Below are 26,514 nucleotides of genomic sequence, written 5' to 3'. Positions count from 1 at the left end.
GCAGTTCCCCGCGCCCCTTAGGGGGCCTGAGCTTTGCCCCGTGCCTTAAGGGGCGCGGGGAACGGCGCGCTCAGCCACGACGCGCCCGCAGCGAGGCACACCCCCAGCCCCCGCCCCGCAAGGGGCGCGAGGAACGGCGCGGCCAACCATGACGCGCCCGCAGCCGAACATGAATCCGGCGCCCCCTCCCCGCAAGGGGCGCGGGGAACTGCGCGGTCAGCCACGGCGGGTTCGCAGACGGGTACGAACCAAAAGGGGCGCGGGCAACCCCCACCGGGCCGCACGCGTACAGCTACCGCACCGCCCGGGGCGGGAAGCCGTGTTCCCGGGCCACGCCCACCGCCACAATCACCGGTACCAGCAACACCCCCGCGCTCCAAGGGAACGCCCCCGCGCCGAAGCGGTTCAGGAGGGCGCCTCCCACCACCCCGCCCCCTGCCATCGCCGCGTTCCACAGCGTGACCAGCAGGGCCTGCGCCGCATCCGCGGAGTCCCCGCCCGCGTCCGCCACCGCCGTCTGCAGCAGCGTGGGCGCGCCGCCCCACCCGAGCCCCCACAGCGCCGCCGCCGCGTAGACGAGTACGGGGCTGTCGGCCGGCACCGCCAGCAGCGCCGCGGCCGTCGCGACCAGCAGTGCGCTCGCGAGCGTCAGAGCGCGCAGCCACCGGTCGATCCGCGCCCCCACGAACCAGATGCCCACCAGGGACGCCGCACCGAACACCAGCAGCACGACATCCGTCGACCCACCCATGCCCAGCCGGTCGAGGAACGTGGCGATGTACGTGTACAGAATCGTGTGGGCCAGTACGAACGCCAGCGTGACGAACAGCACCGGTGAGACCCCGGGCACCCGCAGCGCCCCCAGCACCGGCACCCGCCGCTCCCGCCGCCGGCCCGGCAGATCCGGCACGGCCACGCCGATCCATCCGAGCAGGACGACGGCGAGCACGGTCATGAGCGAGAACGTCACCCGCCAGCCGAGCGTCTCACCGAGAAAGGTCCCCGCAGGCACCCCCAGCGACAGCGCGACGGGAATCCCGGTCATCACCACGGCGACCGCCCGTCCTTGCAGACGTGCGGGAACGAGCCCGCGCGCATACCCCGCGAGCAGAGCCCAGGCCAGCCCCGCGGCCACCCCGGCGACGAACCGCGCCACCATGGTGAGGGGATAGTTCGCGGACACGGCGGTCACGGTGTTGGCGACGGCGAAGCCCGCCGTCGCCGTCAGCAGCAGGCGCTTGCGCCGCCATCCGGCGGTGGCCGCGGACAGCGGGATCGCGGTGAGCGCGGTCCCTGCCGCGTAGACGGTCACCGACTGCCCCATCGCGGACTCGCCGACCCCGAGGTCGGCGCTCATCGCGGGCAGCACCCCCGCGGGCAGTGTCTCGGTGAGACTGGTGACGAACACGGCGGTGGCCAGGGCCAGCAGAGCGGCGAGGGGCAGGCCGTCACGAGCGACTCGCGGTGGTGGAGGGGTCGGTTCGGAGTGACGGGTTCCAGTGATCCGAGTGGTCATGCCGCGTATGCTCGAACCCTCACATGAGTGTGAAGGTCAAGTGGCGAAGCGCGAGGTCGGTCGTATGCGGATCGGAGAGCTGTCGAAGCGCACGGGGACGCCCCCGCGGCTGCTGCGCTACTACGAGGAACAGGGGCTGATCACCCCCGAACGCTGCACGAACGGCTACCGCTCCTACGACGAACACCTCGTGGACCGGGTGCAGCAGATCCGGGGCCTGCTCGACGCCGGACTGCCGACCCGCATCATCAAGCAGATCCTGCCCTGCCTCGACAAGCCCAGCGCCATCCATTTCCCCGACCCGACCCCGGAGATGCTGGCCACCCTCGAATGCGAACTCGACCGCATGACCCGCCGTATCGACTGTCTCGCCCGCAACCGGGACGCCATCGCCGCGTACCTCGCGACGGTACGCGGCGACGCCCCGCCTGCCGCCCAACAGAGCTGAACTGAACTGAACTGAGCTGAACTGAGCAGAGCCGAACCGGGCTGCTCCGAGCGGCACTTCGGGTTCGGGTGAGGGCCCGTCAGACCGCCCGTTCCCGTGCCCGCCCCGCCGCCTCCCGTACCGAGCCGCGGTGCACGGGACCGTGTCCGGGCAGCAGGATGTCGCCCGGCAGTGCCTCGAACGCGTCGAGCGAGGCCAGCGCGCCGCCCCGGTCGTGATGGAACATGACGGGCAGCAGCTGCGGCCCCGCCACCCGTGAGGTGGGGTGGCCGTTGACCAGCCCGTCGCCCGATATCACCACGCCCGCCTCGGGCAGATGGAAGGCGCAGTGGCCGGCCGTGTGCCCGGGGGTGTGCACGGGCACGGGACGGCCGGGCAGATCGAGCGCCCCCTCACCGGGGAACGCGCGCGGCTCGGCGACCGGCACGTGGGCGGTGCCGCCGGACCGCAGCGCGTGCACGGCCCACGGCACCACACCGGGCCGCCAGGCGTTCTTGAGGACCTGTCCGACGGACACCTGGTGGAGGAAGTCCCGTCGCGCGTGCGGGACTTCGGCCTCATGGGTGTAGACGGGCGTGCCGTAGGTGCTGCTCAGGTACTCGGCAGACCCGAGGTGGTCGTTGTGGGCGTGCGTCACGAGAACGGCCGTGACGGCCTCGGGTGAACTGCCCACGGCGGCCAGGGACGCGAGCACCTTCTCGCGGTCACCGGGGTAGCCCGTGTCCACGAGGGTGACGGCGTCCCCCTCGGTGAGGATCACCCAGTTGGTGTTGCTGCCGTGCACGAGATGGATGCCGTCGGCGACTTGACGGATGTCTGCCTGCATGATCGTCCCGACCCTAGAGGTCCTTGTCTGACGGGGCCAGCCAAGCAGACTCGCGGCTGTCCCGGCGCAGCGGGGCGGACGAAGCGCGCATCGACCTCAGCGCCAGCAGCAGTACGGCGATGTCGTCGAAATAGGCCGGGTCGGGCATCAGGTCGGTCGGCAGCACGACATAGGCGATCGCTCCCCAGAAGACCCAGCGCGGGCCCGTCGGCAGCCCGGCGCGGCGCAGGTTCCGCCGCGTGCGGACCAGGCGGACGGTCAGGACGACCGCCCCCGCGAGCGCCGCCGCCAGTACGACCGCGGCGACGATGACCAGAATCCACAAGTTGGTGTCCATGAGCCCTTCCCAGGTGCGTCCGGTGCTGTGGTCCGGATGCCCAGGTTCACTCTGTCATCACAGTCGGGCCGGTCCGGCATACGGCGCGGTGCGTCCCGGGGCCGCCCGCCGCACCCCTACTCTTTGTCGTCGATCGACGACCTTGAGTGACACTCGACTGATGAATGTGGGATGTGCGCGTGAAGATCGCCTGCGTCGGCGGTGGGCCCGCCGGCTTGTACCTCTCGATCCTGCTGAAGCGCCAGGACCCGGGCCACGAGATCACCGTCCATGAACGGAACCCCGCCGGCTCGACCTACGGCTGGGGGGTGACGTACTGGGCGAGCCTGCTCGACAAGCTGGAGGCGGGTGATCCCGAGTCGGCGCGGGCCGTGCGGGAGAACTCGGTCCGCTGGAGCGACGGTGTGGCGCACGTCGGCGACCGTACGACCACGCACCACGGCGACGAGGGCTTCGGCATCGGACGCGGACGGCTGCTGGACATCCTCACCGAACGGGCCCGCTCCCTCGGCGTACGCGTCGAGTTCGAGGACGAGGTCGCCGACGGGGCCGCGCTGCCCGACGCCGACCTGGTCGTCGCCTGCGACGGCGTCCGAAGCGGGGTGCGCGAGCGCCACGCCGCCCACTTCGGCACCGAGACCGCGTTCGGCCGGAACCGCTACATCTGGCTGGGCACCACGAAGGTCTTCGAGGCGTTCACCTTCGCCTTCGTGGAGACACCGCACGGCTGGATCTGGTGCTACGCCTACGGGTTCGGTGACGACCGCAGCACCTGTGTCGTCGAGTGCTCGCCGGAGACCTGGACGGGCCTGGGCCTCGACCGGGCCGACGAGGCCGAGGGGCTCGCCCTCCTGGAAGAGCTCTTCGTCAAGCTGCTGGACGGCCACCGGCTCATCGGACGGGCGACCGCGGGCGGCAGCGCGCAGTGGCTCACCTTCCGCACCGTCACCAACCGCACCTGGTCCCACGGGAACGTCGTCCTGCTCGGCGACGCCGCCCACACCACGCACTACTCCATCGGCGCGGGCACCACCCTCGCCCTGGAGGACGCCATCGCCCTGGCGGACGCGCTCGGCGGGCGGACCGGGTCCGGGCAGGCCGAACTGGCCCCGGCCCTGGCCGCGTACGAGAAGGTGCGCAAGGCCGAGCTGCTGTCCGTGCAGAGCGCGGCCCGCCACAGCGCCCAGTGGTACGAGAACCTGCCGCGGTACATCGACCTGCCTCCGGCGCAGATGTTCGCGCTCCTCGGCCAGCGGCACTCGCCGCTGCTGCCGTACGTGCCGCCGCAGCTCTACTACCGGCTCGACCGGGCGGCCGGGCGGCTCGAATCCCTGCGCAGGCTCAAGCGCTGGCTGGGCCCGAGGCTGGCACGCACCCTGCACGGCAGCGGCACCAGGAGCTGACACGTCGTCAACACGGCACCCGGTTGGCGGGAATGGCGGTGTTGCCCACGGGCCGGATGATGCGCGAGCGTGCTGAGTCATGGACCGAGACCCGGGCGACGCCGCCCTCTCCCTCTCCCGCCGCCGGCTCCTCGCGGCCGCGGGTGCCGCCGGTGCCGTCACCGCCATCGGCCTCGCACCCGCCGCCGCGCAGCCGCGTACCGGGCTCTTCCTGTCCTTCACCGGGGCCACCAACGGTGCGGCGACCCTCGCGCCCGGCGGGGACCGGCTGATCGCCGAGATCCAGAACGTCCTGTGGTCGCTGCCGCGCACCGGAGGCAGGGCCGTCCCGCTCACCCCGGCGGGCCTCGAACCGAACCGGCCCGTGTACGCGCCGGACGGCGGCCTCGTCGCCTTCTGCGCCTACCGGGGCGGCGGCTTCCACCTCTGGACGATGCGGCCCGACGGGTCCGACGTACGCCGGCGCACCGACGGGCCCTTCGACGACCGCGGCCCGGCCTGGTCGCCCGACGGCACCCGTATCGCCTTCGCCTCCGAGCGCGGCGGCGACCCGGTGGCCGGCAGCCCGTACCGCATCCATGTGCTGGACCTGCGTACCGGCGGCATCCGCCGGGTGACGGGGCTGCCCGGCCAGACCGGCCCCGTGCAGGACGGGGCCTGGGAGGACTTCGACCCCACCTGGTCGCCGGACGGGGAGCGCATCCTGTTCGTGCGCGCGAAGGGTGTCACCACCGCCAACGGCGTGGGACTCGACGCCCGGACCGTCGCCGCCGTCCCCGCCTCCGGCACAGGCCCGGTCGTGGTGGAGCACACCGACACCACGACCGCCCAGCTCATGACTCCCGCCCTGGCACCGGACGGCCGCCGGCTGGCCTATCTGCGGACCACCGCGGCCCCCAACGGCTCCTGCACGCTCGTCGTCGACGGCGAACCCGTCGCCGTCGCAGGGGACGTCGCGCCGGTACCGCCGCGCTGGACACCGGCGGGCGAGCTGCTGCTCACCGTCGACGGCGACTTCACCCTCGTACGGCCGGAGAAGCCGTCGGAGGCGGACACCGTCCCCTTCGAGGGGGTGCTGCCCGTGGACCGGCCGCGCTACGAGGTCAAGGAGTACGACCTGGGGGAGGGGCGGGCCCGGCCGGTGCGGGGTATCCATCTGCCCGCGCTCTCGCCCGACGGACGGCACATCGCCTTCGCCGCGCTCAACTCGCTCTGGCTGGCGAACAGTTCGGGAGGCGCGGCGCCGAAGCGGCTGCGCCGGGCGGCGGCCACGGAGTATCTGCTCGGGCCCTCGTGGTCGCGGGACGGACGTGCGCTGCTGTACGCGGACGACCGGGACGGTCTGCTCGGTGTGTACCGGCTGGATCCGGCCACCGGCGAGGAGAGCGCCCTCGCGACCGGCGGACGGGTCCATCCCGCGCTCTCGCCCGACGGGACACATCTCGCCTGCCTGGACCTGACCGGCCGGCTCGTCGTCCTTGACCTCGGAGGCGGCACGGAGAAGGTGCTCGCGAACCCGCTCGGCGCGGGAGGGCTGCCCGGCCGGCCCAGCTGGTCGCCCGACGGCCGGTACGTGGCGTTCTGCGACCGCAACCGGCTCAACCTCCGCTTCCGGGAGGGCTACAACCTCGTCCGGGTCGTCGACACCACGACCGGGAGGGACCGGCTGCACGCGGTGGCACCGCATGTGTCGATCGCCGACCGGTACGACTCGGGCCCCGTCTGGTCGCCGGACGGCCGCTGGATGGCGGTGATCGTCGAATCGGCGCTCTGCCTGCTGCCCGTCACGCCGGACGGCACCCCGCGCGGCGCCCTGCGCACCCTCACCACCGAACCGGCCGACCACCCCTCCTGGTCCGGCGACTCGAGGACCCTGCTGTACCTCTCCGGAGCCGCACTGCGGCTGATCGGCGTCGGTGGCGGACCGGCCCGTACCGTCCGGGTGCCGCTGGACCGGCGCAGCCCCGTGCCCGCCGACACCGTGGTGCACGCCGGGCGGCTCTGGGACGGCACGGGCGAGTCCGTACGGGAGGACGTCGACATCGTCGTCCGCGGCGGACGTGTCACCGCCGTCGAGCCGCACCGCAGACGCGCGGCGACGACCGGTATCGACGCGTCGGCCAAGACCGTCGTCCCCGGACTGTGGGACACGCACACCCACCCCTGGCAGGCCACCTACGGAGGCCGCCAGACGGTCGGCCAGCTCACGTACGGCATCACCACCGCCGTGTCCCTCGGCGGTTTCGCCCACGAACAGGCGCGTATCCGCGAAGCAGTGACAGCCGGTCAGCTCGCCGGGCCCAGGCTGCTCACCACCGGCGAACTCCTTGACGGCTCCCGGGTCGCCTACAGCATGGGTCGCGCCCACCGTACGAGGGACGGGCTGCGGCGCTCGCTGGAGCGGGGCGCGGCGCTGGACTGGGACTTCGTCAAAACCTATGTGCGGGCGCCCGGTTGGGTGATGGAGGAGGCGGCTCGGTTCGGGCACGAGCGGCTCGGTGTGCGCTCGGGCAGTCATCTGCTCTCGCCCGGAGTCCAGTTGGGCCAGGACCTGACGACCCATCTGCAGGCCACCCAGCGCTACGAGTTCGGCCATGCGACCACCTCGACGGGGCATGCCTACCAGGATCTGCTGGAGATCTACACCGCCCGGGGCGTCGACTTCGGACTCATCGCCACCCCCTTCACCTCCGCGCCCCTGCTCGGCGCGGACCCTGGGCTGGCGGACGACCCCAGGGTGACCGCCGTCATGCCGCCCTGGGACAGCACGCTCGTCCAGCAGGGGGCGACCGTCCCGCCGACCGCGGCCCAACTCGCCACCCTGCGCACGGAGACCGACATCTACCGGCGGATCCTGGCCGCGGGCGGACTCGTCGCCCTCGGCACCGACCAGCCGCTCGTGCCGGTCGGCCTCTCCCTCCACCTCGGCCTGCGCGCCCTGCACCGGGGCGGCCTGTCCCCGGCCGAGGCCCTGCGGACGGTCACCGTGCTGCCCGCGCGGCTCTTCGGCCTCGAAGGCGACCTCGGCACGGTCCGGCCGGGCAGGCTCGCCGACCTGACCGTGGTGGACGGCGACCCCTTCACCGACTTCGACACCCTCGTCCGTACGGTCGCCGTGCTCCGGGGCGGGGTCCCGTACACGACCGACGACCTCGTGGCCGCGTACGAGCCCGTGTCCGCGCCCGCCAACCGTCGTGCGGCGCAAGAGGTGGACTGGCTGGAGGCCGGACGGCTGATGCGACTTGAGGGGTGCTGCGACGCGGGCTCCTGAGGCAGGCCCGTCGGCTCAGGACCGCGATCCGGTGTGAATGTCCGTCATCGATCCGACTGTCCCGCTCTGTGTCGAACGGCAGGCCAAGCCATTCGAACGAGTTGTGATGCCCGCGCTCGGCGCCGGCTCCGGCGCACGCCCCCGCGGTCACGTGCGCCCTCGCGGCAACATCCGGACACGTGGCGTTTGAGCGACCGGACAACGCGTAGCCGTGGCGCGGCGGTTGGAGCGGGATCGTCCGTAAAACGCACCAAGCGTCACGCGCCTTGACAGCACTGATCGTGCGCCGGCGCAACTAATGTGACCAAAGAGCGCCACAGTGACCCCACGGCGGGATACGCTGCCCCGCGCACCCCACGTTCGAGTCCGCGCACGTGGGGGGCCGGTCATCCCGGCCTGCTCGTGTGCGGGTTCAGCAGAGCCCCAACGCGAGAGACATACCGTCCGGTCTGACGTTCCACCCCTCACCGCAACCCGGTGAACCAGTCCACCCCCGGAAGGCTCCACGCGGCCGGGCACCGATCAACCTTGGCGTCCTCCGTCGGTCCGTACGTGCAGTGCGGTCCGTCAGACAGGGCGTCCCGAACCCCGTCAGGGCAGCCTCGGCTCGAACTCGGCACCGAAAGAACGCACCACGGACTCCGCCAGGAACCGTGCGCCGCGGACGGCTCCAACAGGACCTGCCGGTCCGGCCGGGATCGGACGCCCTCAGGTGCACAGCCGGCCGCCGAGATCCGCCGACTGCCTTTCATCCAGTGAGGAACAATGAGCATGCGCGCCCGCACCACCGTAGCTGCGGCCCTTTCGACGGTCCTGTCCCTTTCTCTCGCCGGCTGTGGCGAGGGATCCGACAGCGGGAGCGACGGAAAGGCCGCGTCCGTGGGTATCGCCATGCCCACGAAGACGTCCCAGCGGTGGATCAACGACGGCCAGAACATGGTCGACGAGCTCAAGGGGTTCGGCTACACCACCACCCTCAAGTACGCCGACAACGACCCGAAGAACCAGGTCGCACAGGTCGAGGCCATGATCGACAGCGGCGTCGACGCGCTGGTCATAGCCTCGGTCGACGGCAAGGTGTTCACCGACGTCCTGGAGAAGGCGAAATCGGCCAACGTGCCGGTGATCTCCTACGACCGGCTGATCCTCGGCAGCCCGAACGTCGACTACTACGCGACCTTCGACAACGTGAAGGTCGGCACCCTGCAGGCCGACTACATCTCGGAGGGCCTCGGGCTCGTCAACGGCAGCGGCAAGGGCCCGTTCACCGTCGAGCTCTTCGCGGGTTCCCCCGACGACAACAACACCAAGTACTTCTACGAGGCCGCCATGGAGGTCCTGGAGCCGTACATCCAGAGCGGCGACCTGATCGTCAGATCCGGGGAGACCGAGCTCAAGGAAGTCACCACCCTGCGCTGGGACGGCCCCACGGCGGAGAAGCGCATGAACAAGCTGCTCGACGCGGAGTACGCCGACCAGAGCATCGACGCCGTCCTCTCCCCGTACGACGGCATGTCGCTCGGCATCATCAAGGCGCTGAAGGCGCACGGCTACGGCACCGCCGCCAAGCCGCTGCCCCTCGTCACGGGCCAGGACGCCGAGGTGCCCTCGATCAAGTCGATCATGGACAGCGAGCAGTCGCAGACCGTCTACAAGGACACCCGCGAGCTGGCGCTGGTGACCGCCTACATGGTCAACTCCATGGTCCACGGGACGAAGCCGGCGCTCAACGACACCAGGACGTACAACAACGGCAAGAAGGTCGTGCCGGCGTACCTCCTGGAGCCGGTGAGCGTGGACAAGGCCAACTACAAGCAGGTGCTCGTCGACTCGGGCTACATCGAGGAGAAGGACCTGAAGTAGGTCGCGCAAGCGGTGCGCGCACGGGTGCGGGGCAGGGAGATCCGTCTCCCTGCCCCGCACCCGTGCGTAGGGCCGCCGGCCGGTGTCAGTTGACGTGGACCGTCGGGCTGCCACTCTGCGTGGTGTCGGTGACCGGGGCGTACTTGGCCGTGAAGAAGCCGTTGCTGAAGCACAGCGACGAGCCCGAGAACTTCGTGAACTGCTGGTTCGTGAACGAGATGCTGTTGTCGGCGTTGTTGGCCGTGCCCGACAGGCTGGGCGCCCGGTAGACACAGGTGATGCTGCCGAGCAGCGTACGCAGCACGGCGGTTGTCTGGATGGACGAACCGGCGGCCGGGGTGATGGTGAGGGAGCCGCCGGAGGTCACGGCGGTGGTGTACGGCAGGTTGTCGACCTTGATGCTGGTGACACCGAGGACGCCGATCACGTTGCTGGAGCAACTCGCGCTGTCGAAGGTGTGGCTGGTGACCGACTCGGTGGCCGTGCCGGGCGCGGCCGGGTTGTCGACCACCGTGGCGACGAAGGCCGACGACGAGCAGGAGATGCCGCTCGTGCCGGTGGCGCTGGAGTAGAGCGTGGCGTTCGTGCCGGTGGCCAGGGACGCGCTGAGCACGTCTCCGACGGCGACGGCCGTTCCGCCGGCGCCGCCGGTGGTCAGGACCGAGCCGTCGGCCGCGGAGGCCGGGCCGGCCGCCGAGAGGGCGAGGGCCGTGACGGCGGCGGCCAGGGTGAGGGAAGTCCGAGTACGCATGCGGGTGCCTCGTTTTCGGGAGTGGGGTGGGAGAGGTGGCCGCCGCCGGCCCGTAGCCCCTACTCCGAACCCGACGGGCCCACCGCGGCTGCCGGGAGGCCGGCCGGAGGCGTCGAAGGACGGCCTCCGGCACCGACCGGCGGTCAGGGCGGCCGGACGCGGCCCAGGGGGGAAGTGGCCGTGCCGGTGCCATGGCGGGGTGAACGCGGAGCGCGCAGCTGGTCGGTCCGCGAAAGGCGCTCGGGCGGCCGAGTGGCGGTCCGGAGCGCCGTGCAACGGGATGCGGTGCCGTGCGAACGGGATGAAGCCCGGGAACGGCGTACGCCGTCGATCGGATCCGGCGCCACGGATCCATGCGCAGCCAGGGAGAGTTGTAGACCTGAACGATGTTCAACGTCAAGACGCAGTAGGGAAGTTGACGTTCAATCAGCTGCCCTCCATCGCTTCGCCACATCTCCGACTTCCTTTTTGCACAAGGTGCTTGACCCTCCCTGCTTACCGCGGGTAACTTCCGTCGCGGCTACTGCTGCGTAACGTGAAAGCCCTTGCACCCGCCGGGAGTTGTGGGGAGACGTGCGCCGCATCCGCTGTCCGTGCCAGGACAACGTGCCGCCCGAAGCCCTGCCTAGCGTTGACCATGCCCCTGGGAGCAGAAATATGGCCTCGTCCTCGGACGCCAGCTCGTCCGCCGGTTCCACCCCCGAGCCCTCCGAAGTGCCGGAAAGCGGTTCCACGGCAAAGACGCCCGCAAGCCCCGCAAGACGTGGGCGGGTCCGTCCGCGCCGCGCCGCGGTGATGGCGGTTCCCGCCACCGTGATCGCCGCGGGTCTCATGATCCTCACCGCCCAGGGTGCCCTGGGTGTGCAGTTCGCGATCTCCGGAATGCCGTTCACGGTCACCGCGACCAACCTCGACGGCGAGGGCTTCGCCCAGTTCGGCGGCCTCGACCAGATGGCCGAGGGCAGCCCGAACGAGGGCGACACCGGCGGCCAGGTCCTCGTGGTGGTCTCCGCGATCAAGAAGGCGACCCTGGAGAAGCTCTGCCAGAGCGTCGACCTCGGCGGCACCAACCTGCTCATCAGGGCCGGGGAGGGGTCGCAGAAGGTCTCCGCGACCAACCTCACCACCGACTCCACCGAACTGTCGGGCAACGCGTCCTTCGACAACATCGAGATCGGCAACGACGCCAGCACGCTCGACAAGTCCCACACGCGCGGCCCGAAGGGCGTCTTCAGCCAGCAGGCCGACACCGTCCACATCGGCAACCTGCGGCAGACCAACTACGCCACCACGGCGGCGGTGTTCAAGCTTCCCGGTCTGAAGCTGAGCTTCAGCGACAAGGGCTGCTGATGGCCGCCTTCCGGCGCTGGCGGGCGGACCGCCCGTTCCTGGGCGGGCTGCTGCTCACCCTGGGCGGGGCGGAGATCCTCCTCACGCAGAAGGCGTCGCTGAAGGTCGTCATGCACATCGGCATGCAGGGTCTGGCCGGCTATCTCCTGCCGGTCCTGATGGTGATCTGCGGACTGCTGATCCTCTTCAACCCCGCGCAGCGGCTCTTCTACTCGATCCTCGGCGTCCTGTTCTCCCTGGGCTCCTGGATCACCTCGAACCTGGGCGGATTCCTCATCGGTCTCCTCCTCGGTGTCGTCGGCAGCTGCCTCGCCTTCGGCTGGCTGCCGGACCAGGAGCCGCGCCGTCCCCGCACGTGGTTCCGCCGCCATCGGGCACCGGCGAAGCCGGCGCAGCCGATGGAGTCGGTGGGCCGTCCGTGACGCGTCGGGGGCGCCCGCAGAAGCGGCGCCCCCGCGGTCCCGGCATCGTCCTGCTCACTGCACGCCGTGCGGCCGGAACTGGATGCTGACGCGGGGGCCCACCACCCGCGCGCTCTTGGGGACGGCGTGCTCCCAGGTGCGCTGGCAGGAGCCGCCCATCACGATCAGGTCGCCGTGCCCGAGCGAGCGCCGCAGAGTGCCGCCGCCGCGCCGGGGCCGCAGGAGGAGATCCCGCGGGGCTCCCACGGAGACGATCGCGACCATCGTGTCCCGGTGCGCGCCGCGCCCCGTCCGGTCCCCGTGCCAGGCCACGCTGTCCCGGCCGTCCCGGTAGTAGCAGAGCCCGGCCGTGGAGAACGGTTCCCCCAGCTCGTCCGCGTAGTGGCCGGACAGGGCGTCCCGCGCCTCGTCCAGCACGGGATGCGGCAGCGGGTGCTCCGCACGGTAGAACGCCAGCAGTCGCGGTACGGCCACCACTTGCTCATACATCTGTCGCCGTTCCGCCCGCCAGGGGACCTCCTCGGCGAGCCGGGCGAAGAGCGGGTCCGCCCCGTGGAGCCAGCCGGGCAGCAGGTCGATCCACGCCCCGTCGCCGAGCACGGTCCGGCGCAGCCCGGTGAGCGGGCCGAGGCGGATGGCGTCGCTCTGGTCGAACAGTGATCCCTGAAGGTGCGTGGACATGCCTCCAGGCTACCTCGCTATTCGAATGTGTGTACTAATCGCGTGGTGACGGGCTGGTCGGGCCCCGGGGGGCGTGCTTCGCTCAGTGATCGGCGTCAGGATGCGCGGCCGGTGCATGGCGGCGGTGGCTGGTGTCGCACCAGGGGAAGACACGGCTGCGCCGGCAGGTGCACAGGGCGACGCAGAAGCGGTCGGAGGTCACGGTCGTGCCGTCCTCCAGGACGACCTCGACCGGCCCCTCGACGAGCATGGGGCCCTCGCGGCGGGCGACGATCCGGCGCGGGCGTCCGGCGGGGCTCTCCGGCATGGCCGTTCACCGCCTCTCTCTCGGCTCTCTCGGCTCTCTGGACGAGCTGCTGCGGGCGCTCGGAAGGGGCCGTCCCGCGGTGGTCACAGGGCGGTGCGCAACGAGGACCGGTCGGAGCGCCAGGCCTCCAGCAGGCGGTCCGCGAGCCGGTCCTCGACCCAACCGGTGGCCTCGACTCCGAAGGCGACGTCGGCGTCCAGATGCGGTTCCTCCTCCAGCAGTCCTGCGACGACCTCACGGCGTACGACCTGCTCGTGCACCGCGTCCGCCTCGACGTGCTCGGCGTAGAAGTGCTCGGCGGCCGGGCCCGCCCCGGTGCGCCGCATCGCGCTCGCGAGCCGCCTGGAGCCGGGGGAGGAGGTGGTCTCCACCGCGGCGAAGTGGCCCACCAGCGCGCCCCGCAGCTCGCGGTGCAGACCGAAGAGCGACATCAGATTGACGACGGCCAGCGCCTCGGCGCCGCTCGCGTCCAGATAGCGCCCGTACGACGGGTCCAGGCCGAGGTCGGTCATGAGGCCGGCGAAGAGCCGGGCGTGCACGCGCTCGGCCCGCCCGGCTCCCCACTCGTCGAACTCGACCGCCGCCATGCCCGCCTTGGCGCGCCCCCACAGACGCGGCAGGACCCAGGCGTGCGGATCGGCTTCCTTGAGGTGGTAGACCGAGCGCTGGGCGGCGTACTCGCGCAGGTGCCACAGCTCGCCCTCGTCCCGCAGGAAATGGGAGACGCCCTCACCGTCGACGGGTTCCACGAGCAGTTCGTCCAGCGCCTCGTCCGCGCGGGTGTGCCGGGTCGCCCCGGCGCGCAGGGCCGCCAGGAACGGCTTCTCCAGCGCCGCGCGGACCCGCAGCAGCTCGGGGTCCCACTCGCGGGCGCCGTCGACCCCCGCGAAGCCCCGGTAGTGCAGCTCGTAACAGAGGTAGAGCGTCAGTTGGAGGTCGTCACCCAGCGGCTCGGCACCGGCGAGAACGGCATCGCCGGGCAGCGGTCCCGTGCCGCGCAGATATCCGATGAGCGCCGCGGAGATCGCTCCCCGGCTCGGCGGGAGGTCCGGTTCCGCGTACGGGCGCTCGGCTGCTGGTTCCATGCGTACCGGGTACCCGTGATCGAGCACCCCTCACCTGCGCGGACTCACTCCGGGCCCGCTCGGGACGCCCGCCGGACCCACCCGGGACCCGACCCGGACCCGATCCGGGTTTCACGTCAGGAAGGCGGCGGTCACCGGATCAGTCGCGCCCGGTGTCGATGACACAGAAACGGTTCCCGTCGGGGTCCGCGAGGACGACGAAGTCCGGGTCCTCGGGATACGAGTCCCAGTCGACCCGCTGAGCGCCCAGGGACACCAGCCGCTCGACCTCGGCGGCCTGGTCGGCGGCGTCGCCGGCGTACAGGTCGAGGTGGACGCGGGGATGCTCCTGCACCGGTGTGTCGCTCAGGCCGAGGGCCACCTGGGGGCCGGTGCCGTCGACGGGGACCAGTACCACCCAGGAGTCCTCGGCCTCCTCGCGCGGCTTGTAGCCGAGCGCCTGCGTCCAGAACGCGGCAGCGCGCCGGACGTCCGACACACCCAGTACAACGGACCCGATCCTCAGCATGCGCCGAGTGAAGCAGATGTTCGTGGGATCCGGGGGATCTGGGGGATTCGGGTGGCCTTTTCGCCGTCCGGCGCGCTGGGTCTGCGTACGTGTATGTGTACGTGCCTGCGCACGCACGTGCATGCGTGCTGTGTGCGGGTGTGAAGGCAGGGGTGGCGGCGGGTCAGGTGCGCCCGGAGTCCCCGCTGCCGAAGCCGCCGCTGTCGTTGTCGCTCCAGGTGGGGCGTTCCTGGTCGGCCGCGCGGTGCGAGGAGCCGCCGCCCAGCTGGTGCGGGGTCAGCCGGTCCTGGCCCTTGCCGAACTCGTCGGGCTCGCGTCGCTCGGTCACCGGCCCGACGGGCCCGGAGTCGGGAAGCCGGGGCTGCTCCTCCGGGCGGGGCGGTGCGGGCTGGCGGGAGCGCTGTCGACGGCCCCACACCACGGCCCAGATCAGGCCGCCGACGAGGATGACGCCGATCAGGAACGGCACGATCCCGCCCACGGCGGCGCCGGAAGCGGCCAGGGGTGTCGCATTGAAGTCCATTTCTCCCGAGTACCCTGTGCCACCAGCCGAAACAGGGGTTTCCCCGTGGCGGCCCCGCTTTTCGTCCCGGACCGGCACGAGAAGGGGCTCCCGGGCGGTTGGTTCCCCGAAGTCCTGTTCGCCACCGCGTCGAACCGGTCGAAAAGGGTCGTTGTGGCGTTAATTCGCCCGACCAGCGAGATTCGTAAAGGGGTGTTATGAAATGAATAGTTTGGAGATGTCCGCTTCGGGGGAAAATATGCATAGTGCTTCGGACTGGAGGCACGTCCGCGGGAGCTGGTGAGCCAGACCTCGGTTGTGTCCCGGCCGGGCACGTTTCTGCGCCCTCCCACGGTGACTGTTTCCGTGAGCACCCTCTGAGGGAGATGCACGCAGCATGCCAATCACCGTCAGGACGAAGCAGCATCCCCATGACGACGCCCCCGACACGGCCGCGGCCTTCGAACGGCTCGCCGCCCTCCCCGAAGGGGCCGACCGGCAAGCCCTGCGCGACGACCTGGTGCGGGACTGGCTGCCCATGGCGAACAGGATCGCCATGCGGTACCGGGGGAGAGGTGAGTCCACCGAGGATCTCGCCCAGGTGGCGGCGCTGGGCCTCGTCAAGGCCGTCGACCGCTACGACCCCGCGCGCGGCAACGCATTCGAGAGCTACGCCATCCCGACCATCACCGGTGAGATCAAGCGCCACTTCCGCGACCACATGTGGGTTCTGCACGTCCCGCGGCGCGTCCAGGATCTGCGCAACCGGGTCCGCGCCGCCGCGAAGGACCTGTCGCAGACCATCCCGGGCCGCAGGCCGACCATCGCCGAGATCGCCGCGCACGCGCAGATGACCGAGGACGACGTACGGGCCGGATTCGAAGCCCTCGACAGCTTCACCGCCCTGTCCCTCGACGCCGAACTGCCCGGCAGCGACGACGGTTGCGCGCTGGGGGACGCCCTCGGTGAGTCCGACACCGGTTTCGATCTGGTCGTCGACCGCGAGGCGGTGAAGCCCTGTATCGCGGCGCTCCCCGAGCGCGAGCGGACCATCCTCTATCTGCGCTTCTTCAGGGGCATGACCCAGGGGCGCATCGCGGAACATCTGGGCATCTCGCAGATGCATGTCTCCCGGCTGCTCAGCGGCTGCTGCGCCAAGGTGCGCGACGAGGCGCTCGCCGATCAGGAGCACGACGACGAGGGCGACCACGGGCATGGGCACGGGCATGGGTACGGTCGGACGGACGCGTCCCACGGACCCAGCCGCCCGTCCCGGGGTGGTGCTCCCGAGCCGGGCGGCTGCGTGGCGAGCTCACTGCCGAACCCTCCCGGGAGCGGTTTGCCAGCGGCCTGCCACTCACCGAAGTAACCAACTGGGGCTGAAGCAAACGCCCTTGTCACGGTGGTGGGTCGTATCCCGGCCGCAGGGCGGGTCCGTACCGGTCGAGCGTCTCCTCCAGGGCGGCCAGCACGTCGGGCGGCAGATCGCCCCGCTGACCCCACACGATGATGAGCTCGGCGACGTTGCGCAGCTTGAGGTTGGTGTGCTGCGACACCTCCCGCAGCACACACCATCCCTGATCGGGTGTCACCCGGCCGAGAGCGACCATCATGCCGATCGCCTGGTCCACGACGGCGTGCGAGGTCACGGCCTCCTTGAGCTGGCCGATCTCCTCCTCCAGCTCGACGATCCGGGGTGTGTCCTCGTCGGACGGGGCGGGGCCCTGTCGGCCGTCGCCGGGCTCGTCGGTGCCCGAACCGGCGTCTGGCGTCATTCGTCCCCTCCGGGGTCGCGGCACATCACGGTCGCAGTCCATCGTCCCCACTCCGCCGGACGCGTGCCAGTGCGCCGACCGGCCCCGATGAGCAGCTGTCACCCTGCGTCATGAATCCTCACGGATTGCGAAGGTCGGCTGCCGGGCGCAGGGTGAAGACGGCAGTCCAACCCCCGTACGAAGGCGGAACACCATGAGCAAGGCGAAGAGCAAGGCCAAGCAGATGAAGGGCAAGATGAAGGAGGCCGCCGGCAAGGCCATGGACGACAAGTCCATGGAGGGCGAGGGCCGGGGCGAGCAGATGACGGGCAAGGCCGAGGAGCTCAAGGACCGGGCCGCCGGCCACATGAAGAAGTCCGGCCGCTAGCGCCTGCGCGACAGGCAGGCTCCGGAGTGCCTGCCCAGTCGCACGTACGCCCCCGGACGGTCGCCGGTTCCCACCGCGACCGCCGGGGGTGTTCCCGTGTCCGCACGGTGGCATGCGGTCGGCCGTCACCTGCCGCCACCTGCGGGACTTCCGTGGCGGAAGAGGTGTGGAGGAGTGATCCATGGGCACTCGGCTGCTGAAAAGACGTGCCCGACCAGGCGTTCGGCGGCCGTGTGCACGCACCTCCCGCACCCGACAGGGCGCCCGGACGGAGGACTTCCCTCATGGCTTTTCTCGTCGACCCGACGCGCCCGCCCGGCCCCCTGATGGCACCTCCGGGCGTATACGTGCCGCAGGCCGACACCTTCCTGCTGGCCCGGGCGCTCTACCGCGAGGGTCCCGCCCCCGGCATGGACGTCCTCGATCTCGGGACCGGCACCGGAACCCTGGCGATCTGCGCCGCGCGCAAGGGCGCCCGCGTCACGGCGGTCGACATCGCCTGGCGGGCCGTGCTCACCGCCCGGCTCAACGCCATGCGGTCCCGGCAGCGCCTCACGGTCCACCGCGGCGACCTCCTGGAACCCGTACGGGGACGGTCCTTCGACCTGATCATCAGCAATCCGCCGTACGTCCCCACACCGCCGTCGGAGCCATCGGCCGGCCGGGGCCGCGAGCGGGCCTGGAACGCCGGGCTCGACGGGCGCGCGATCCTGGACCGCATCTGTGCCGATGTGCCGCGCGTTCTGCGGCCCGGCGGTGTGCTGCTCATCGCCCAGTCGGGGCTGAGCGGCACCGACGAGACCCTGGACCGGCTGGCCGCATCGGGACTGCGGGCCACGATCGGCGAGCGGGCGTACGTCCCGTTCGGGCCCGTGCTCCGCTCACGTCTGCCGTGGCTCAGGGAGTCCGGCCGGATCGCGGCACGCGAGGAGAACGAGGAACTGGTGATCATCAGGGGCGAGCGGACGTGCTGACCGCAGTGACCTGGTGACTGCCGCGACTGGTGGCTGCCGACTGCCGACCGCCGGGGCCGCGTCAAGGAGCGGGCCGCTCGCGGACGACGTCCCGTGCCGGCTTGTCGTGGCGCAGTCCGAGGAAGCGCGGATGGCGGAGCATGCCGTCCCGTGTCCACTCCGTGAACGCGATCTGCGCGACCAGTACCGGCTCGGCCCAGTGGGCGCCCGCCTCGCGCACCCGGTCGGTGAACGGCGAGGCGGGCAGGGCGAGTTCGTCGAGGGCGCCGCGCAGCGCGAGGAGCGTACGGCGGTCGAACCCCGTACCGACCTTGCCCGCGTACCGCAGGTCCTCGCCCTCGAAGTGGCCCAGCAGCAGGGCGCCGAACCCGGCGCGGCTGCCGCCCGGTCCGGTGAACCCGCCGATCACGAACTCCTGCTCCAGGGAACACTTCAGCTTGAGCCAGTCCGGTGAACGGCGGTGCTGGTAAGGGCTGTTGGCGCGCTTGGCGATGAGCCCCTCCCAGCCCCGGGCGCAGGCGTCGGCCAGGAGCTCGGCGCCTCCCTCGTTGCGGTGTGTCGTCAGGCGCAGCGGCGCGCGGTAGGTCAGGGCGCGGCGCAGCAGCGACTTGCGTGCGCGCAGCGGCAGTCGTGTCGTGTCGGCGCCCTCCAGCCCGAGCAGATCGAAGAGGCAGTACGTCACGGCGACCGTGCTCGCCTCGACGTCCCGGCGGCGGGTGAGTCCCATGCGCCGCTGGAGGCGGCCGAAGTCGGTACGGCCGTGCGTGAACGCGACGATCTCCCCGTCCACGGTGAAGTCCGTGCGGGACTGGGCGGCGAGCGCGTCCACGATCTCCGGGTAGGTCTCGTCGAGGCGGTTGCCGGCCCGCGAGAGGAGACGGACCCGTTCGCCCTCGCGCACCGCGAGTACGCGGACGCCGTCGAGTTTCCGCTCGAAGACCCAGTCGCCGGGGAAGTCGCGCCGGTCGCTGAGCGTGGCGAGCATCGGCCGGGCGGCCGACTCGACGCCGGGAACCGCGTCACGGAGCAGCCGCGCCTGGTCCTCGGGCAGGGAGCCCAGAAGGTCGGTCATCGCCGCTCACTCCTTCGTCCGGCCCCTTCCCCCGTCCTCCACGCATCGTCGCGCAGGCCCCGGGACCCCGCGACCGGGCGGTCGTCCGTGTGCCCGGGTGAGGGTGGACGCGCCGATCATCGGCAACCCCTTCCTGTCCGGGCGGATCTCAGCATGATGTGAGGAGAACCGTGCCCCGCCCTGGCACGCGGGGAGGGCCCGGCCTCATGGGGGAGGATCCGTGGACAGGACAGGGACCACCGGCCACATACCCGACGGCGACGCCCGCACGACGAACGCGGCGGAACCTGCGCGACGCGCGGATCGCTCGGACCTGACGAACCCCGCCGATCTCGCGGAGCCAGCCGATCCAGCGGTGCTCGCCGATCCAGCCGATCTCGCGGAACTCAGGAGCCAGGAGTTCGGCTACCTCGACGCCGACGGCCACACCTACCTCGACCACACGGGAGCCGGCCTCGCACCTGTCTCACTCGTCCGGGGGAGCGCCGCACGGATCACCGGAGGTGTCTTCGGGAACCCGCACTCCGAGAGCCCGGCCTCCCGCGCCTCGGGGCTCCTGCTGGCCCGGGCACGCCGGGCGGTGCTCCGCCACTTCCGTGCCGACCCGGCCGAGTACGCCGTGATCTTCACCCCGAACGCGACGGGCGCCCTGCGCCTGGTCGGCGAGGCCTACCCGTTCAGCCGCCGCAGCAGACTGGTCATGCCGCTGGACAACCACAACTCGGTCAACGGCCTGCGGGAGTACGCCCGTTCACGCGGCGCGCGCACGACGTACGTACCCGTGGGCGGCCCCGGTCTCCGCGTGGACGAACAGCGATTGCGGGCCGCTCTGCCCGAGCGCGGACGCGGACGCGGTGTCCGCCGAGGCCCCGCACGACCCGGCGAGCGCAGACAGGGCCTGCTCGCCTATCCGGCGCAGAGTAACTTCACCGGCGTCCAGCATCCGCTCGCCTGGATCGAGACGGCCCAGGCGCGCGGTTACGACGTGCTGCTCGACGCGGCCGCCTTCGTCCCCGCCAACTCCCTCGATCTGAGCCGGTACCACCCCGACTTCACCGTCGTCAGCTGGTACAAGGTCTTCGGCCACCCCACCGGCGTCGGCAGTCTGATCGCCCGCCGGGACGCGCTCGCCCGGCTGCGCCGGCCCTGGTTCTCCGGCGGCACGATCTACGCGGTCAGCGCCCAGGCGCAGTGGCACGTCCTCGCCGACGACGAGGCGGCCTTCGAGGACGGCACGGTCAACTTCCTCTCCGTTCCCGACGTGACGGCCGGGCTGGAGTGGATCGACGCCGTCGGCATGGCACGGGTGCACGCGCATGTGACCGCGCTGACCGCCCAACTCCTCTCGGGGTTGGCAGAGTTGCGGCATGGCGACGGCTCCCCGCTGGTCAGGGTGTACGGTCCGCGGGACCTCGTGGCCCGCGGCGGGACCGTCGCGCTCAATCTGCTGGACGCCGACGGCCGCGTCATCGACGAACGGGTCGTCACCCGCGACAGCGCCTCGCGGGGCATCTCGCTGCGCACGGGCTGCTTCTGCAATCCGGGCGCGGGCGAGGCGGCCTTCGCCCTGCCCCTGCGCCTGCTGCGCTCGGCCGCCCGCCGCCGACTCACCTCCCTGGAGGAGTATTTGGAGTTGCTGCACCTTCCGTCGGCGGGCGCGGTCCGTGTCTCGCTCGGCCTGTCGTCACAGCCCAGGGACATCGACACGTTCCTGAGGTTCGTGCGGGAGACCTACCGGGACCGGGTGCCGGGCGCGACCGGCCTGGAGGCGAGGGCCGGCTGCTAACAGACGGACAGACGGACAGACGGACAGACGGACAGCAGACCGCAGACGGCAGACAGGCGGACAGCGGACTGCGGCAGCGGACCGGGGGCCGGAGACGGGTCGGCGGCGCGCCTCAGCCTCCCGCCCGGTCACGCACCACACCGCCCCGGCACTTGCGCACCAGGACGGCCCAGGTCGCGGCCAGGAACACCAGCGTGAACCCCGTCAGGATCAGCCAGCCGTGCCGGGCGGGCCCGGCGAACGAGTCGCCGTACGCATCGAGGAGCGGCGGGCCCAGCCGGGAGGCCCCGTCGCGCCACAGTGCTTCCAGGCCGACGCCCGCGCCGAGTGCCTCGAACGCCCAGCGGTTCGTCATCGCCCAGCTGATCGCCTCCCCGGCCGCCGTCATCCGGGGAACCGGCACGAAGGCCCCGGAGAAGAGCACCTGAGGGAAGCACAGCAGCGGCAGCATCAGCGTCGCCTGCCCAGGATCGGTCACCGCGGCCGAGGCGAGCAGGCCCAGCGCGAGCGCGGCGGCGGAGGCCAGCACACTCGACACGAACAGGGAGAGGTAGGTGTCCCAGCCCGCCGCGGGCAGCCGGTCCAGGACGCGCAGTACGGCGAGCAGCAGGGCGTCCGCGGCGGCGAGCACCGGCAGCATGATGGTGAGCTTCGAGGCGACGTACGGGCCGATCCGCAGGCCCGCCAGCCATTCGCGGCGCAGCACGGGAAGTTCCGTGCAGATCTGCAGCAGCCCGTACGTCAGCCCGAAGAAGAAGGCGCCGAACGCGATCCAGAACATGATCATCGCGGTCGACCCCGGGTCCGGGTCCGCCGGGTCGAACGCCCCCGCCCGGAACAGCACCGCGAACATCGCCACGATCATCACGGGCGAGCCCGCCAGCACGGCGACCGAGAGCCGGCTGCGCAGCAGCAGGGCGGTGCCGCGCCGGGTGAGCAGGGACCACTGCCGTACGGCGCCGAGGCGCCGCCGTGGGACGGGCCGCGCCGCCGGGCCGGTACGGGGGACGACCGGCTCGCCCGGCACCGGTTCCACCCGCACACCGCCGGAGACAGCGCCGCCGGAGACAGCGCCGTCGGAGACCGTGCCGCCGGAGACAGCGCCGTCGGGCGCGGCGCCGGTGGATGCGCCACCGGTGGATGCGCCACCGGCGGCCACGGCACCGACGCGTACGGCACCTTCGGCCACCACGCCGTACACGTCCTCCACCGTGTCCACCCCGAACGCCCCGCACAGGTCGCCCGGTTCACCCGCGTACGCGATCTGCCCGCCGGGGGAGAGGAACACGACGTGGTCGCCGCGGAGCAGATCGGCGAGGACATGGGTGGTGAGTACGACGGTGGTGCCGCCCTCGGCCAGCGAACGCAGGGTCCGCAGCAGGGCGGCGCCGGTCACCGGATCGAGCCCTGAGGTCGGTTCGTCGAGGAAGAGCGCCCGCGGGCCGGTGAGCAACTCGGCCGCGACAGAGGCCCGTTTGCGCTCCCCGCCGCTGAGCGCGCGCACCGGCGTGCCCGCCCGGTGGGAGAGGCCCAGGGAGACCAGGACCCGGTCCACGGCCGCGGTGACCGCCGCGGCGGAGGTTCCCACGGGCATGCGCAGACCGGCCGCGTACACCAGGGTCCGGTGCAGCGGCAGGTCCCGGTGCAGGATGTCCTCCTGCGGGACGAACCCGAACTCCGGTCCTGGCGCGCCCGGTCGGGCGCCGTCGTGGAGCACCGCTCCTTCGTCGGTGGCGCGCAGTCCCGCCAGTGACTCCAGCAGGACCGTCTTGCCCGCCCCGCTGCTGCCCGCGATCACGACGATCCGCCCGGGGGCGATGTCGACCGACACGTCGTGCAGTACGCGCCCCGCTCCGCGCACCCGCTGGGTGAGCCGGCGAGCCTGAACGCGGAGTCCTGTCGGTGTCGTCGGCATGGGGGCAGCATGTCAGGCGGACGCCGACGACGGACCCGTATCGGAGAGGGGCCTCGTCATCGCCTCCGTTCCACCGGTAACTCGACGACTTGATCGCACACTTACAAGCCGGATGGGTCGTTCAGCCTCACTTAAAACGATCTTTGTTTCTTTCATTGACGACGGAAAAGAATCACCCTAGGTTCCGGGCATGCGCTCGACTCCTCGCACCGAGGCGTTCCCGGCCCACACGCCGGCCGCTGCCCAGATCTTCACCACCGTGCTGTCCCACGGCCCGCTCACCCGCTCCGACATGGCCGGCCGGTCGGGGCTGTCGGCCGCCGCCGTCACCAAGGCGGTCCGGCCCCTGATCGAGGCCGGATACCTGGTGGAGGAGGCCGGGGACGAGGCGCGCCCCGCGCTGGGGCGGCCCGCCAACTCCGTGCGGGTGGACGGCGGCCGGGCCCTGTTCATCGGTGTCAAGGTGACCGGCGACGAGATCATCGCCGTACTGACGGACCTGTGCTGTCGGATCCGGGTCGCCCGCCATGTGCCCCTGCGGGCCCGTGAACCGCAGCCCGTGCTGACCGCCGTCGCCGACCTCGTCCAGGAACTCCTCGCGGAGGCCGACGGGTTCGGTGTCCAGGTGCAGGGGATCGGTGTCGCCGTCTCCGGTGACGTGGACCGGGCCGCGGGCGAGGTGCGTCTGTCGCCCTTCCTGGAGTGGCGCGATCTGCCGCTCGCCGAGCTGGTGGAGATGACGACCGGGCTGCCGGTCACCGTCGACAACGACGTACGGGCCCTGACCGTCGCCGAGCAGTGGTTCGGCGCGGGCGTCGGCCTGTCCGACTTCGCCGTGGTCACGGTGGGAGCGGGCATCGGCTGCGGCCTGGTCGTGCACGGCAAGGTCGTCTCGGGGGCCCACGGCGTCGCCGGTGAGATCGGGCACGTGGTCATCGACCCCACGGGCCCGCTCTGCCACTGCGGGAACCGCGGCTGCGCGGAGGCGATCGCCGCCGACCCCGCGATCGTCGCCGCGGTACGCGACGCGACAGGCCTCCCGGTGGCCGACGCGGCGCAGGCCGTCGAACTGGCCCGCCGGGGCGACCCCGGCGCCCGCGAGGTCTACGCACGGGCCGGGGACGCGATCGGCCGGGCCATCGCGACCGTGGCCAACCTCATGGGGCCCGAACGCGTGATCATCTCCGGTGAGGGGCTGGCGGCGTACGACCTGTTCGCCGAGCAGATCCGCGACGCCTTCACGGCCTCCGCGTTCGGCACCGCCGCCCGCTGCGACCTGCTGACCCGGCCGCTGGCCTTCGACGAGTGGGCCCGCGGCGCCGCGGCCACCGCGATCCAGTCCTTCATCGGCGGCCCGCCCCGCGGCACGGGATGAGCCGCCGCCCCTCACGGCGCAGCCGTGCACGCCGTCCACCCCGACGCGGTCGCTGAGCCGCAGCACCGCACCCCCGCACAGCCCGACCCCTCACAGGAGGTTCCGACCCATGCGGTCATCCTCGAACGCCCCCACGGCCCCCGCCCGCCGTTCCCTCAGAGCCCTCCTCGTCCTGGCGCTGACCGCCGCGACGGCCGCCGCCCTCCCGTCGGCACAGGCGGCCACGCCGGCCCCGACCGCCACCCCCACCGCCACCCCGGCCGCCAGTACGTCGGCCCTCGCGGCCAAGCCGTACATGGGCTGGTCGAGTTGGAGCATGCAGTCCTCGAAGTACCCGGGGCTCAACCCCGACGGCGACTACAGCTATCTCACCGAGAAGAACGTCCTCAAGCAGGCGGACGCGCTGGCGGCCAAGCTCAAGCCGTTCGGCTACGAGTACGTCAACCTCGACGCGGGCTGGTGGATGGACCAGGCCTGGAAGCCCGGCTTCGACGCGTACGGGCGCCAGAAGGCGGACCCGGGACGCTTCCCGCGCGGGATGAAGCCCGTCGCCGACCACATCCACGGCAAGGGCCTCAAGGCGGGCATCTACCTGCCCGTCGGTCTGCAGAAGGAGGCGTACGGCGAGGGCAAGGTCCCGATCTGGAACGCCGGTGACTGCACGACCGCCGACGTCGTGTACGGCGACCTGCGCACCACCAACGGCTGGGACAGCGCCTACAAGCTCGACTTCTCCGACCCCTGCGCGCAGAAGTACGTCGACTCGCAGGCGCGGCTCTTCGCCGACTGGGGCTACGACTTCCTGAAACTGGACGGCGTCGGACCCGGTTCCGGCAAGAACGGCGACCAGTACGACAACGTTGCCGACGTCGCCGCCTGGAACAAGGCCATCGCCGCCACCGGCCGGCCCATCCACCTGGAGGTCTCCTGGTCGCTGGACATAGGCCGGATCGCCGACTGGAAGAAGTACTCCAACGGCTGGCGCATCGACACCGACGTCGAGTGCTACTGCAACACCCTCGTCAGCTGGGAGAACTCGGTCGACGACCGCTGGGACGACCTCCCCGGCTGGACCCGCCACGCGGGCCCCGGCGGCTGGAACGACCTGGACTCCCTGGACGTCGGCAACGGCGAGATGGACGGCCTCACCAAGGCGGAGCGCCAGAGCTACGCGACCCTGTGGGCCATCGCCAAGTCCCCGCTCTACACCGGTGACGACCTGACCGAGCTGGACTCCTACGGGGTGTCGCTGCTCACCAACCGCGAGGTCATCGCCCTCAACCAGGGCAGCATGCCGCCCGCCCGGCCGATCACCCCGTCCGACCCGCAGCAGGTGTGGGCCGCGAAGAACGCCGACGGCAGCTACACCGTGGCCCTGTTCAACCTCGCCGACAGGCCCGCCGCCGTCTCCGCCGACTGGGCCGCCCTCGGCTTCACCGGCAAGGCCGTCGTACGGGACCTGTGGAACCGCGAGAACCTCGGCACCTACAAGGACAAGGTGACCCAGGCGCTGCCCGCGCACGGCTCCCGGCTGTTCACCGTGACCCCGCACGGCACCGCGCTCACCACGACCGGTTTCGAGGCCGAGGCCGCCGCCAACACCCTCGGCGGAAACGCCTCGTTGGCCGACTGCTCCGCCTGCTCGGGCGGCAAGAAGGTCGGCAACCTCTACGTCGGCGGCTCGCTCCGCTTCAACGACGTCGTCGTGGCCAAGGCCGGCACGTACCAGGTGAAGGTCGCCTACGTCAGCGGTGACCCCCGCTCCGTCGAGGTCTCCGCGAACGGCAACGGCCCGACGAGTCACAAGTTCCCCTCCACCGGGGACTGGGGGACCGCCGAGACCGTCAGCGTGCCCGTCTCGCTCAAGGCCGGCGCCAACACGATCACCTTCGACAGCGGCTCCGGCTACGCCCCGGACATCGACCGCATCGACGTACCGAAGTCGTCCTGATCGCCGTTCCCCCACCTCTCTTCCCCTGG

23 protein-coding genes and 1 pseudogene are annotated in these 26,514 nt (G+C 71.6%); 12 read left to right on the top strand and 12 right to left on the bottom strand.

The window, feature by feature from the left end; translation table 11 throughout:
* Window positions 1-292: 292 nt before the first annotated feature.
* A complete protein-coding gene (locus ACFVH5_RS27940) occupies window positions 293-1,516 on the bottom strand; it encodes an MFS transporter (RefSeq protein WP_385836497.1) in 1,224 nt (407 codons plus the stop codon).
* A gap of 64 nt (window positions 1,517-1,580) precedes the next feature.
* On the opposite strand from ACFVH5_RS27940, the gene ACFVH5_RS27935 reads away from it, so the two are divergent.
* A complete protein-coding gene (locus ACFVH5_RS27935; RefSeq protein WP_385836496.1) occupies window positions 1,581-1,964 on the top strand; it encodes a MerR family transcriptional regulator in 384 nt (127 codons plus the stop codon).
* Window positions 1,965-2,043: 79 nt separating this feature from the next.
* Here ACFVH5_RS27935 and ACFVH5_RS27930 read toward each other — a convergent pair whose 3' ends face one another.
* Together ACFVH5_RS27930 and ACFVH5_RS27925 are read right to left on the bottom strand one after the other, a co-directional pair.
* A complete protein-coding gene (locus ACFVH5_RS27930; RefSeq protein WP_385836495.1) occupies window positions 2,044-2,790 on the bottom strand; it encodes an MBL fold metallo-hydrolase in 747 nt (248 codons plus the stop codon).
* A 13-nt stretch (window positions 2,791-2,803) separates the two neighbouring features.
* The gene (locus ACFVH5_RS27925) at window positions 2,804-3,127 is read right to left on the bottom strand and encodes a hypothetical protein (RefSeq protein WP_384813769.1); all 324 of its coding nucleotides are present in this window, start codon (window positions 3,125-3,127) and stop codon (window positions 2,804-2,806) included.
* A 179-nt stretch (window positions 3,128-3,306) separates the two neighbouring features.
* On the opposite strand from ACFVH5_RS27925, the gene ACFVH5_RS27920 reads away from it, so the two are divergent.
* The 3 genes from ACFVH5_RS27920 (at window position 3,307) to chvE (ending at window position 9,664) form a co-directional block, all read left to right on the top strand.
* Window positions 3,307-4,530 carry an FAD-dependent monooxygenase gene (locus tag ACFVH5_RS27920; RefSeq protein ID WP_385836494.1) on the top strand — a complete coding sequence of 408 codons (1,224 nt, stop codon included), beginning with the start codon at window positions 3,307-3,309 and terminating at the stop codon, window positions 4,528-4,530.
* A 79-nt stretch (window positions 4,531-4,609) separates the two neighbouring features.
* Complete coding sequence (locus ACFVH5_RS27915) at window positions 4,610-7,801, top strand: amidohydrolase family protein (RefSeq protein ID WP_385836493.1); 3,192 nt, start codon at window positions 4,610-4,612, stop codon at window positions 7,799-7,801.
* A gap of 765 nt (window positions 7,802-8,566) precedes the next feature.
* On the top strand, window positions 8,567-9,664 hold the full coding sequence (gene chvE / locus ACFVH5_RS27910; RefSeq protein WP_385836492.1) for a multiple monosaccharide ABC transporter substrate-binding protein: 1,098 nt from the start codon (window positions 8,567-8,569) through the stop codon (window positions 9,662-9,664).
* An 85-nt stretch (window positions 9,665-9,749) separates the two neighbouring features.
* On the opposite strand, the gene ACFVH5_RS27905 is transcribed toward chvE, so the two are convergent.
* The gene (locus ACFVH5_RS27905) at window positions 9,750-10,415 is read right to left on the bottom strand and encodes a Tat pathway signal sequence domain protein (protein ID WP_385836491.1); all 666 of its coding nucleotides are present in this window, start codon (window positions 10,413-10,415) and stop codon (window positions 9,750-9,752) included.
* 657 nt (window positions 10,416-11,072) lie between these two features.
* Here ACFVH5_RS27905 and ACFVH5_RS27900 point away from each other — a divergent pair.
* Together ACFVH5_RS27900 and ACFVH5_RS27895 are read left to right on the top strand one after the other, a co-directional pair.
* Entirely contained in the window at window positions 11,073-11,765 is a 693-nt protein-coding gene (locus ACFVH5_RS27900; RefSeq protein ID WP_385836490.1) for a DUF6230 family protein, read from the top strand.
* Window positions 11,765-12,187 (top strand): DUF6114 domain-containing protein, encoded by a 423-nt coding sequence (locus tag ACFVH5_RS27895; RefSeq protein WP_385836489.1) that lies wholly within the window; start codon window positions 11,765-11,767, stop codon window positions 12,185-12,187. The genes ACFVH5_RS27900 and ACFVH5_RS27895 overlap by 1 nt, the downstream gene beginning before the upstream one ends.
* A gap of 54 nt (window positions 12,188-12,241) precedes the next feature.
* On the opposite strand, the gene ACFVH5_RS27890 is transcribed toward ACFVH5_RS27895, so the two are convergent.
* The 5 genes from ACFVH5_RS27890 to ACFVH5_RS27870 all read right to left on the bottom strand — a co-directional run bounded on the left by ACFVH5_RS27890 (window position 12,242) and on the right by ACFVH5_RS27870 (window position 15,291).
* Window positions 12,242-12,868 carry an alpha-ketoglutarate-dependent dioxygenase AlkB gene (locus tag ACFVH5_RS27890; RefSeq protein ID WP_385836488.1) on the bottom strand — a complete coding sequence of 209 codons (627 nt, stop codon included), beginning with the start codon at window positions 12,866-12,868 and terminating at the stop codon, window positions 12,242-12,244.
* Between the two features lie 82 nt (window positions 12,869-12,950).
* Complete coding sequence (locus ACFVH5_RS27885) at window positions 12,951-13,175, bottom strand: CDGSH iron-sulfur domain-containing protein (RefSeq protein ID WP_385836486.1); 225 nt, start codon at window positions 13,173-13,175, stop codon at window positions 12,951-12,953.
* A gap of 83 nt (window positions 13,176-13,258) precedes the next feature.
* Window positions 13,259-14,260 carry an iron-containing redox enzyme family protein gene (locus tag ACFVH5_RS27880; protein WP_385836485.1) on the bottom strand — a complete coding sequence of 334 codons (1,002 nt, stop codon included), beginning with the start codon at window positions 14,258-14,260 and terminating at the stop codon, window positions 13,259-13,261.
* Between the two features lie 139 nt (window positions 14,261-14,399).
* On the bottom strand, window positions 14,400-14,768 hold the full coding sequence (locus ACFVH5_RS27875) for a VOC family protein (protein WP_385836484.1): 369 nt from the start codon (window positions 14,766-14,768) through the stop codon (window positions 14,400-14,402).
* Window positions 14,769-14,931: 163 nt separating this feature from the next.
* Window positions 14,932-15,291 (bottom strand): DUF6479 family protein, encoded by a 360-nt coding sequence (locus tag ACFVH5_RS27870; RefSeq protein WP_385836483.1) that lies wholly within the window; start codon window positions 15,289-15,291, stop codon window positions 14,932-14,934.
* Between the two features lie 376 nt (window positions 15,292-15,667).
* On the opposite strand from ACFVH5_RS27870, the pseudogene ACFVH5_RS27865 reads away from it, so the two are divergent.
* Window positions 15,668-16,453: pseudogene (locus ACFVH5_RS27865) on the top strand (RNA polymerase sigma factor SigF); the annotation flags it as partial.
* Window positions 16,454-16,667: 214 nt separating this feature from the next.
* On the opposite strand, the gene ACFVH5_RS27860 reads toward ACFVH5_RS27865, so the two are convergent.
* Window positions 16,668-17,045 carry an ANTAR domain-containing protein gene (locus ACFVH5_RS27860; RefSeq protein WP_385836482.1) on the bottom strand — a complete coding sequence of 126 codons (378 nt, stop codon included), beginning with the start codon at window positions 17,043-17,045 and terminating at the stop codon, window positions 16,668-16,670.
* Window positions 17,046-17,238: 193 nt separating this feature from the next.
* Here ACFVH5_RS27860 and ACFVH5_RS27855 point away from each other — a divergent pair, with 193 nt between their 5' ends.
* Window positions 17,239-17,412, top strand: coding sequence for a CsbD family protein (locus tag ACFVH5_RS27855; protein ID WP_384814368.1), 174 nt, complete (start codon window positions 17,239-17,241; stop codon window positions 17,410-17,412).
* Window positions 17,413-17,696: 284 nt separating this feature from the next.
* Window positions 17,697-18,386 (top strand): HemK2/MTQ2 family protein methyltransferase, encoded by a 690-nt coding sequence (locus ACFVH5_RS27850; protein ID WP_385836481.1) that lies wholly within the window; start codon window positions 17,697-17,699, stop codon window positions 18,384-18,386.
* A 61-nt stretch (window positions 18,387-18,447) separates the two neighbouring features.
* Here ACFVH5_RS27850 and ligD read toward each other — a convergent pair whose 3' ends face one another.
* Complete coding sequence (ligD, locus tag ACFVH5_RS27845; protein WP_385836480.1) at window positions 18,448-19,458, bottom strand: non-homologous end-joining DNA ligase; 1,011 nt, start codon at window positions 19,456-19,458, stop codon at window positions 18,448-18,450.
* A gap of 355 nt (window positions 19,459-19,813) precedes the next feature.
* On the opposite strand from ligD, the gene ACFVH5_RS27840 reads away from it, so the two are divergent.
* A complete protein-coding gene (locus ACFVH5_RS27840; protein WP_385836499.1) occupies window positions 19,814-21,244 on the top strand; it encodes an aminotransferase class V-fold PLP-dependent enzyme in 1,431 nt (476 codons plus the stop codon).
* Window positions 21,245-21,356: 112 nt separating this feature from the next.
* On the opposite strand, the gene ACFVH5_RS27835 is transcribed toward ACFVH5_RS27840, so the two are convergent.
* Window positions 21,357-23,159: an ATP-binding cassette domain-containing protein gene (locus tag ACFVH5_RS27835; RefSeq protein WP_385836479.1), complete on the bottom strand. Its 1,803-nt coding sequence runs from the start codon at window positions 23,157-23,159 to the stop codon at window positions 21,357-21,359.
* Between the two features lie 190 nt (window positions 23,160-23,349).
* Here ACFVH5_RS27835 and ACFVH5_RS27830 point away from each other — a divergent pair, with 190 nt between their 5' ends.
* Window positions 23,350-24,534 (top strand): ROK family protein, encoded by a 1,185-nt coding sequence (locus ACFVH5_RS27830; protein ID WP_385836478.1) that lies wholly within the window; start codon window positions 23,350-23,352, stop codon window positions 24,532-24,534.
* A gap of 109 nt (window positions 24,535-24,643) precedes the next feature.
* Window positions 24,644-26,485: an alpha-galactosidase D gene (locus ACFVH5_RS27825; protein WP_385836477.1), complete on the top strand. Its 1,842-nt coding sequence runs from the start codon at window positions 24,644-24,646 to the stop codon at window positions 26,483-26,485.
* The last annotated feature ends 29 nt before the right edge of the window (window positions 26,486-26,514 follow it).

The sequence above is a fragment of the Streptomyces sp. NPDC127119 genome (assembly GCF_042677425.1).
In the GTDB taxonomy this organism is placed as follows: Bacteria; Actinomycetota; Actinomycetes; order Streptomycetales; family Streptomycetaceae; genus Streptomyces.
Note: the sequence above shows the minus strand (reverse complement) of the source record. Positions and strands in the feature narration are given on the sequence as shown.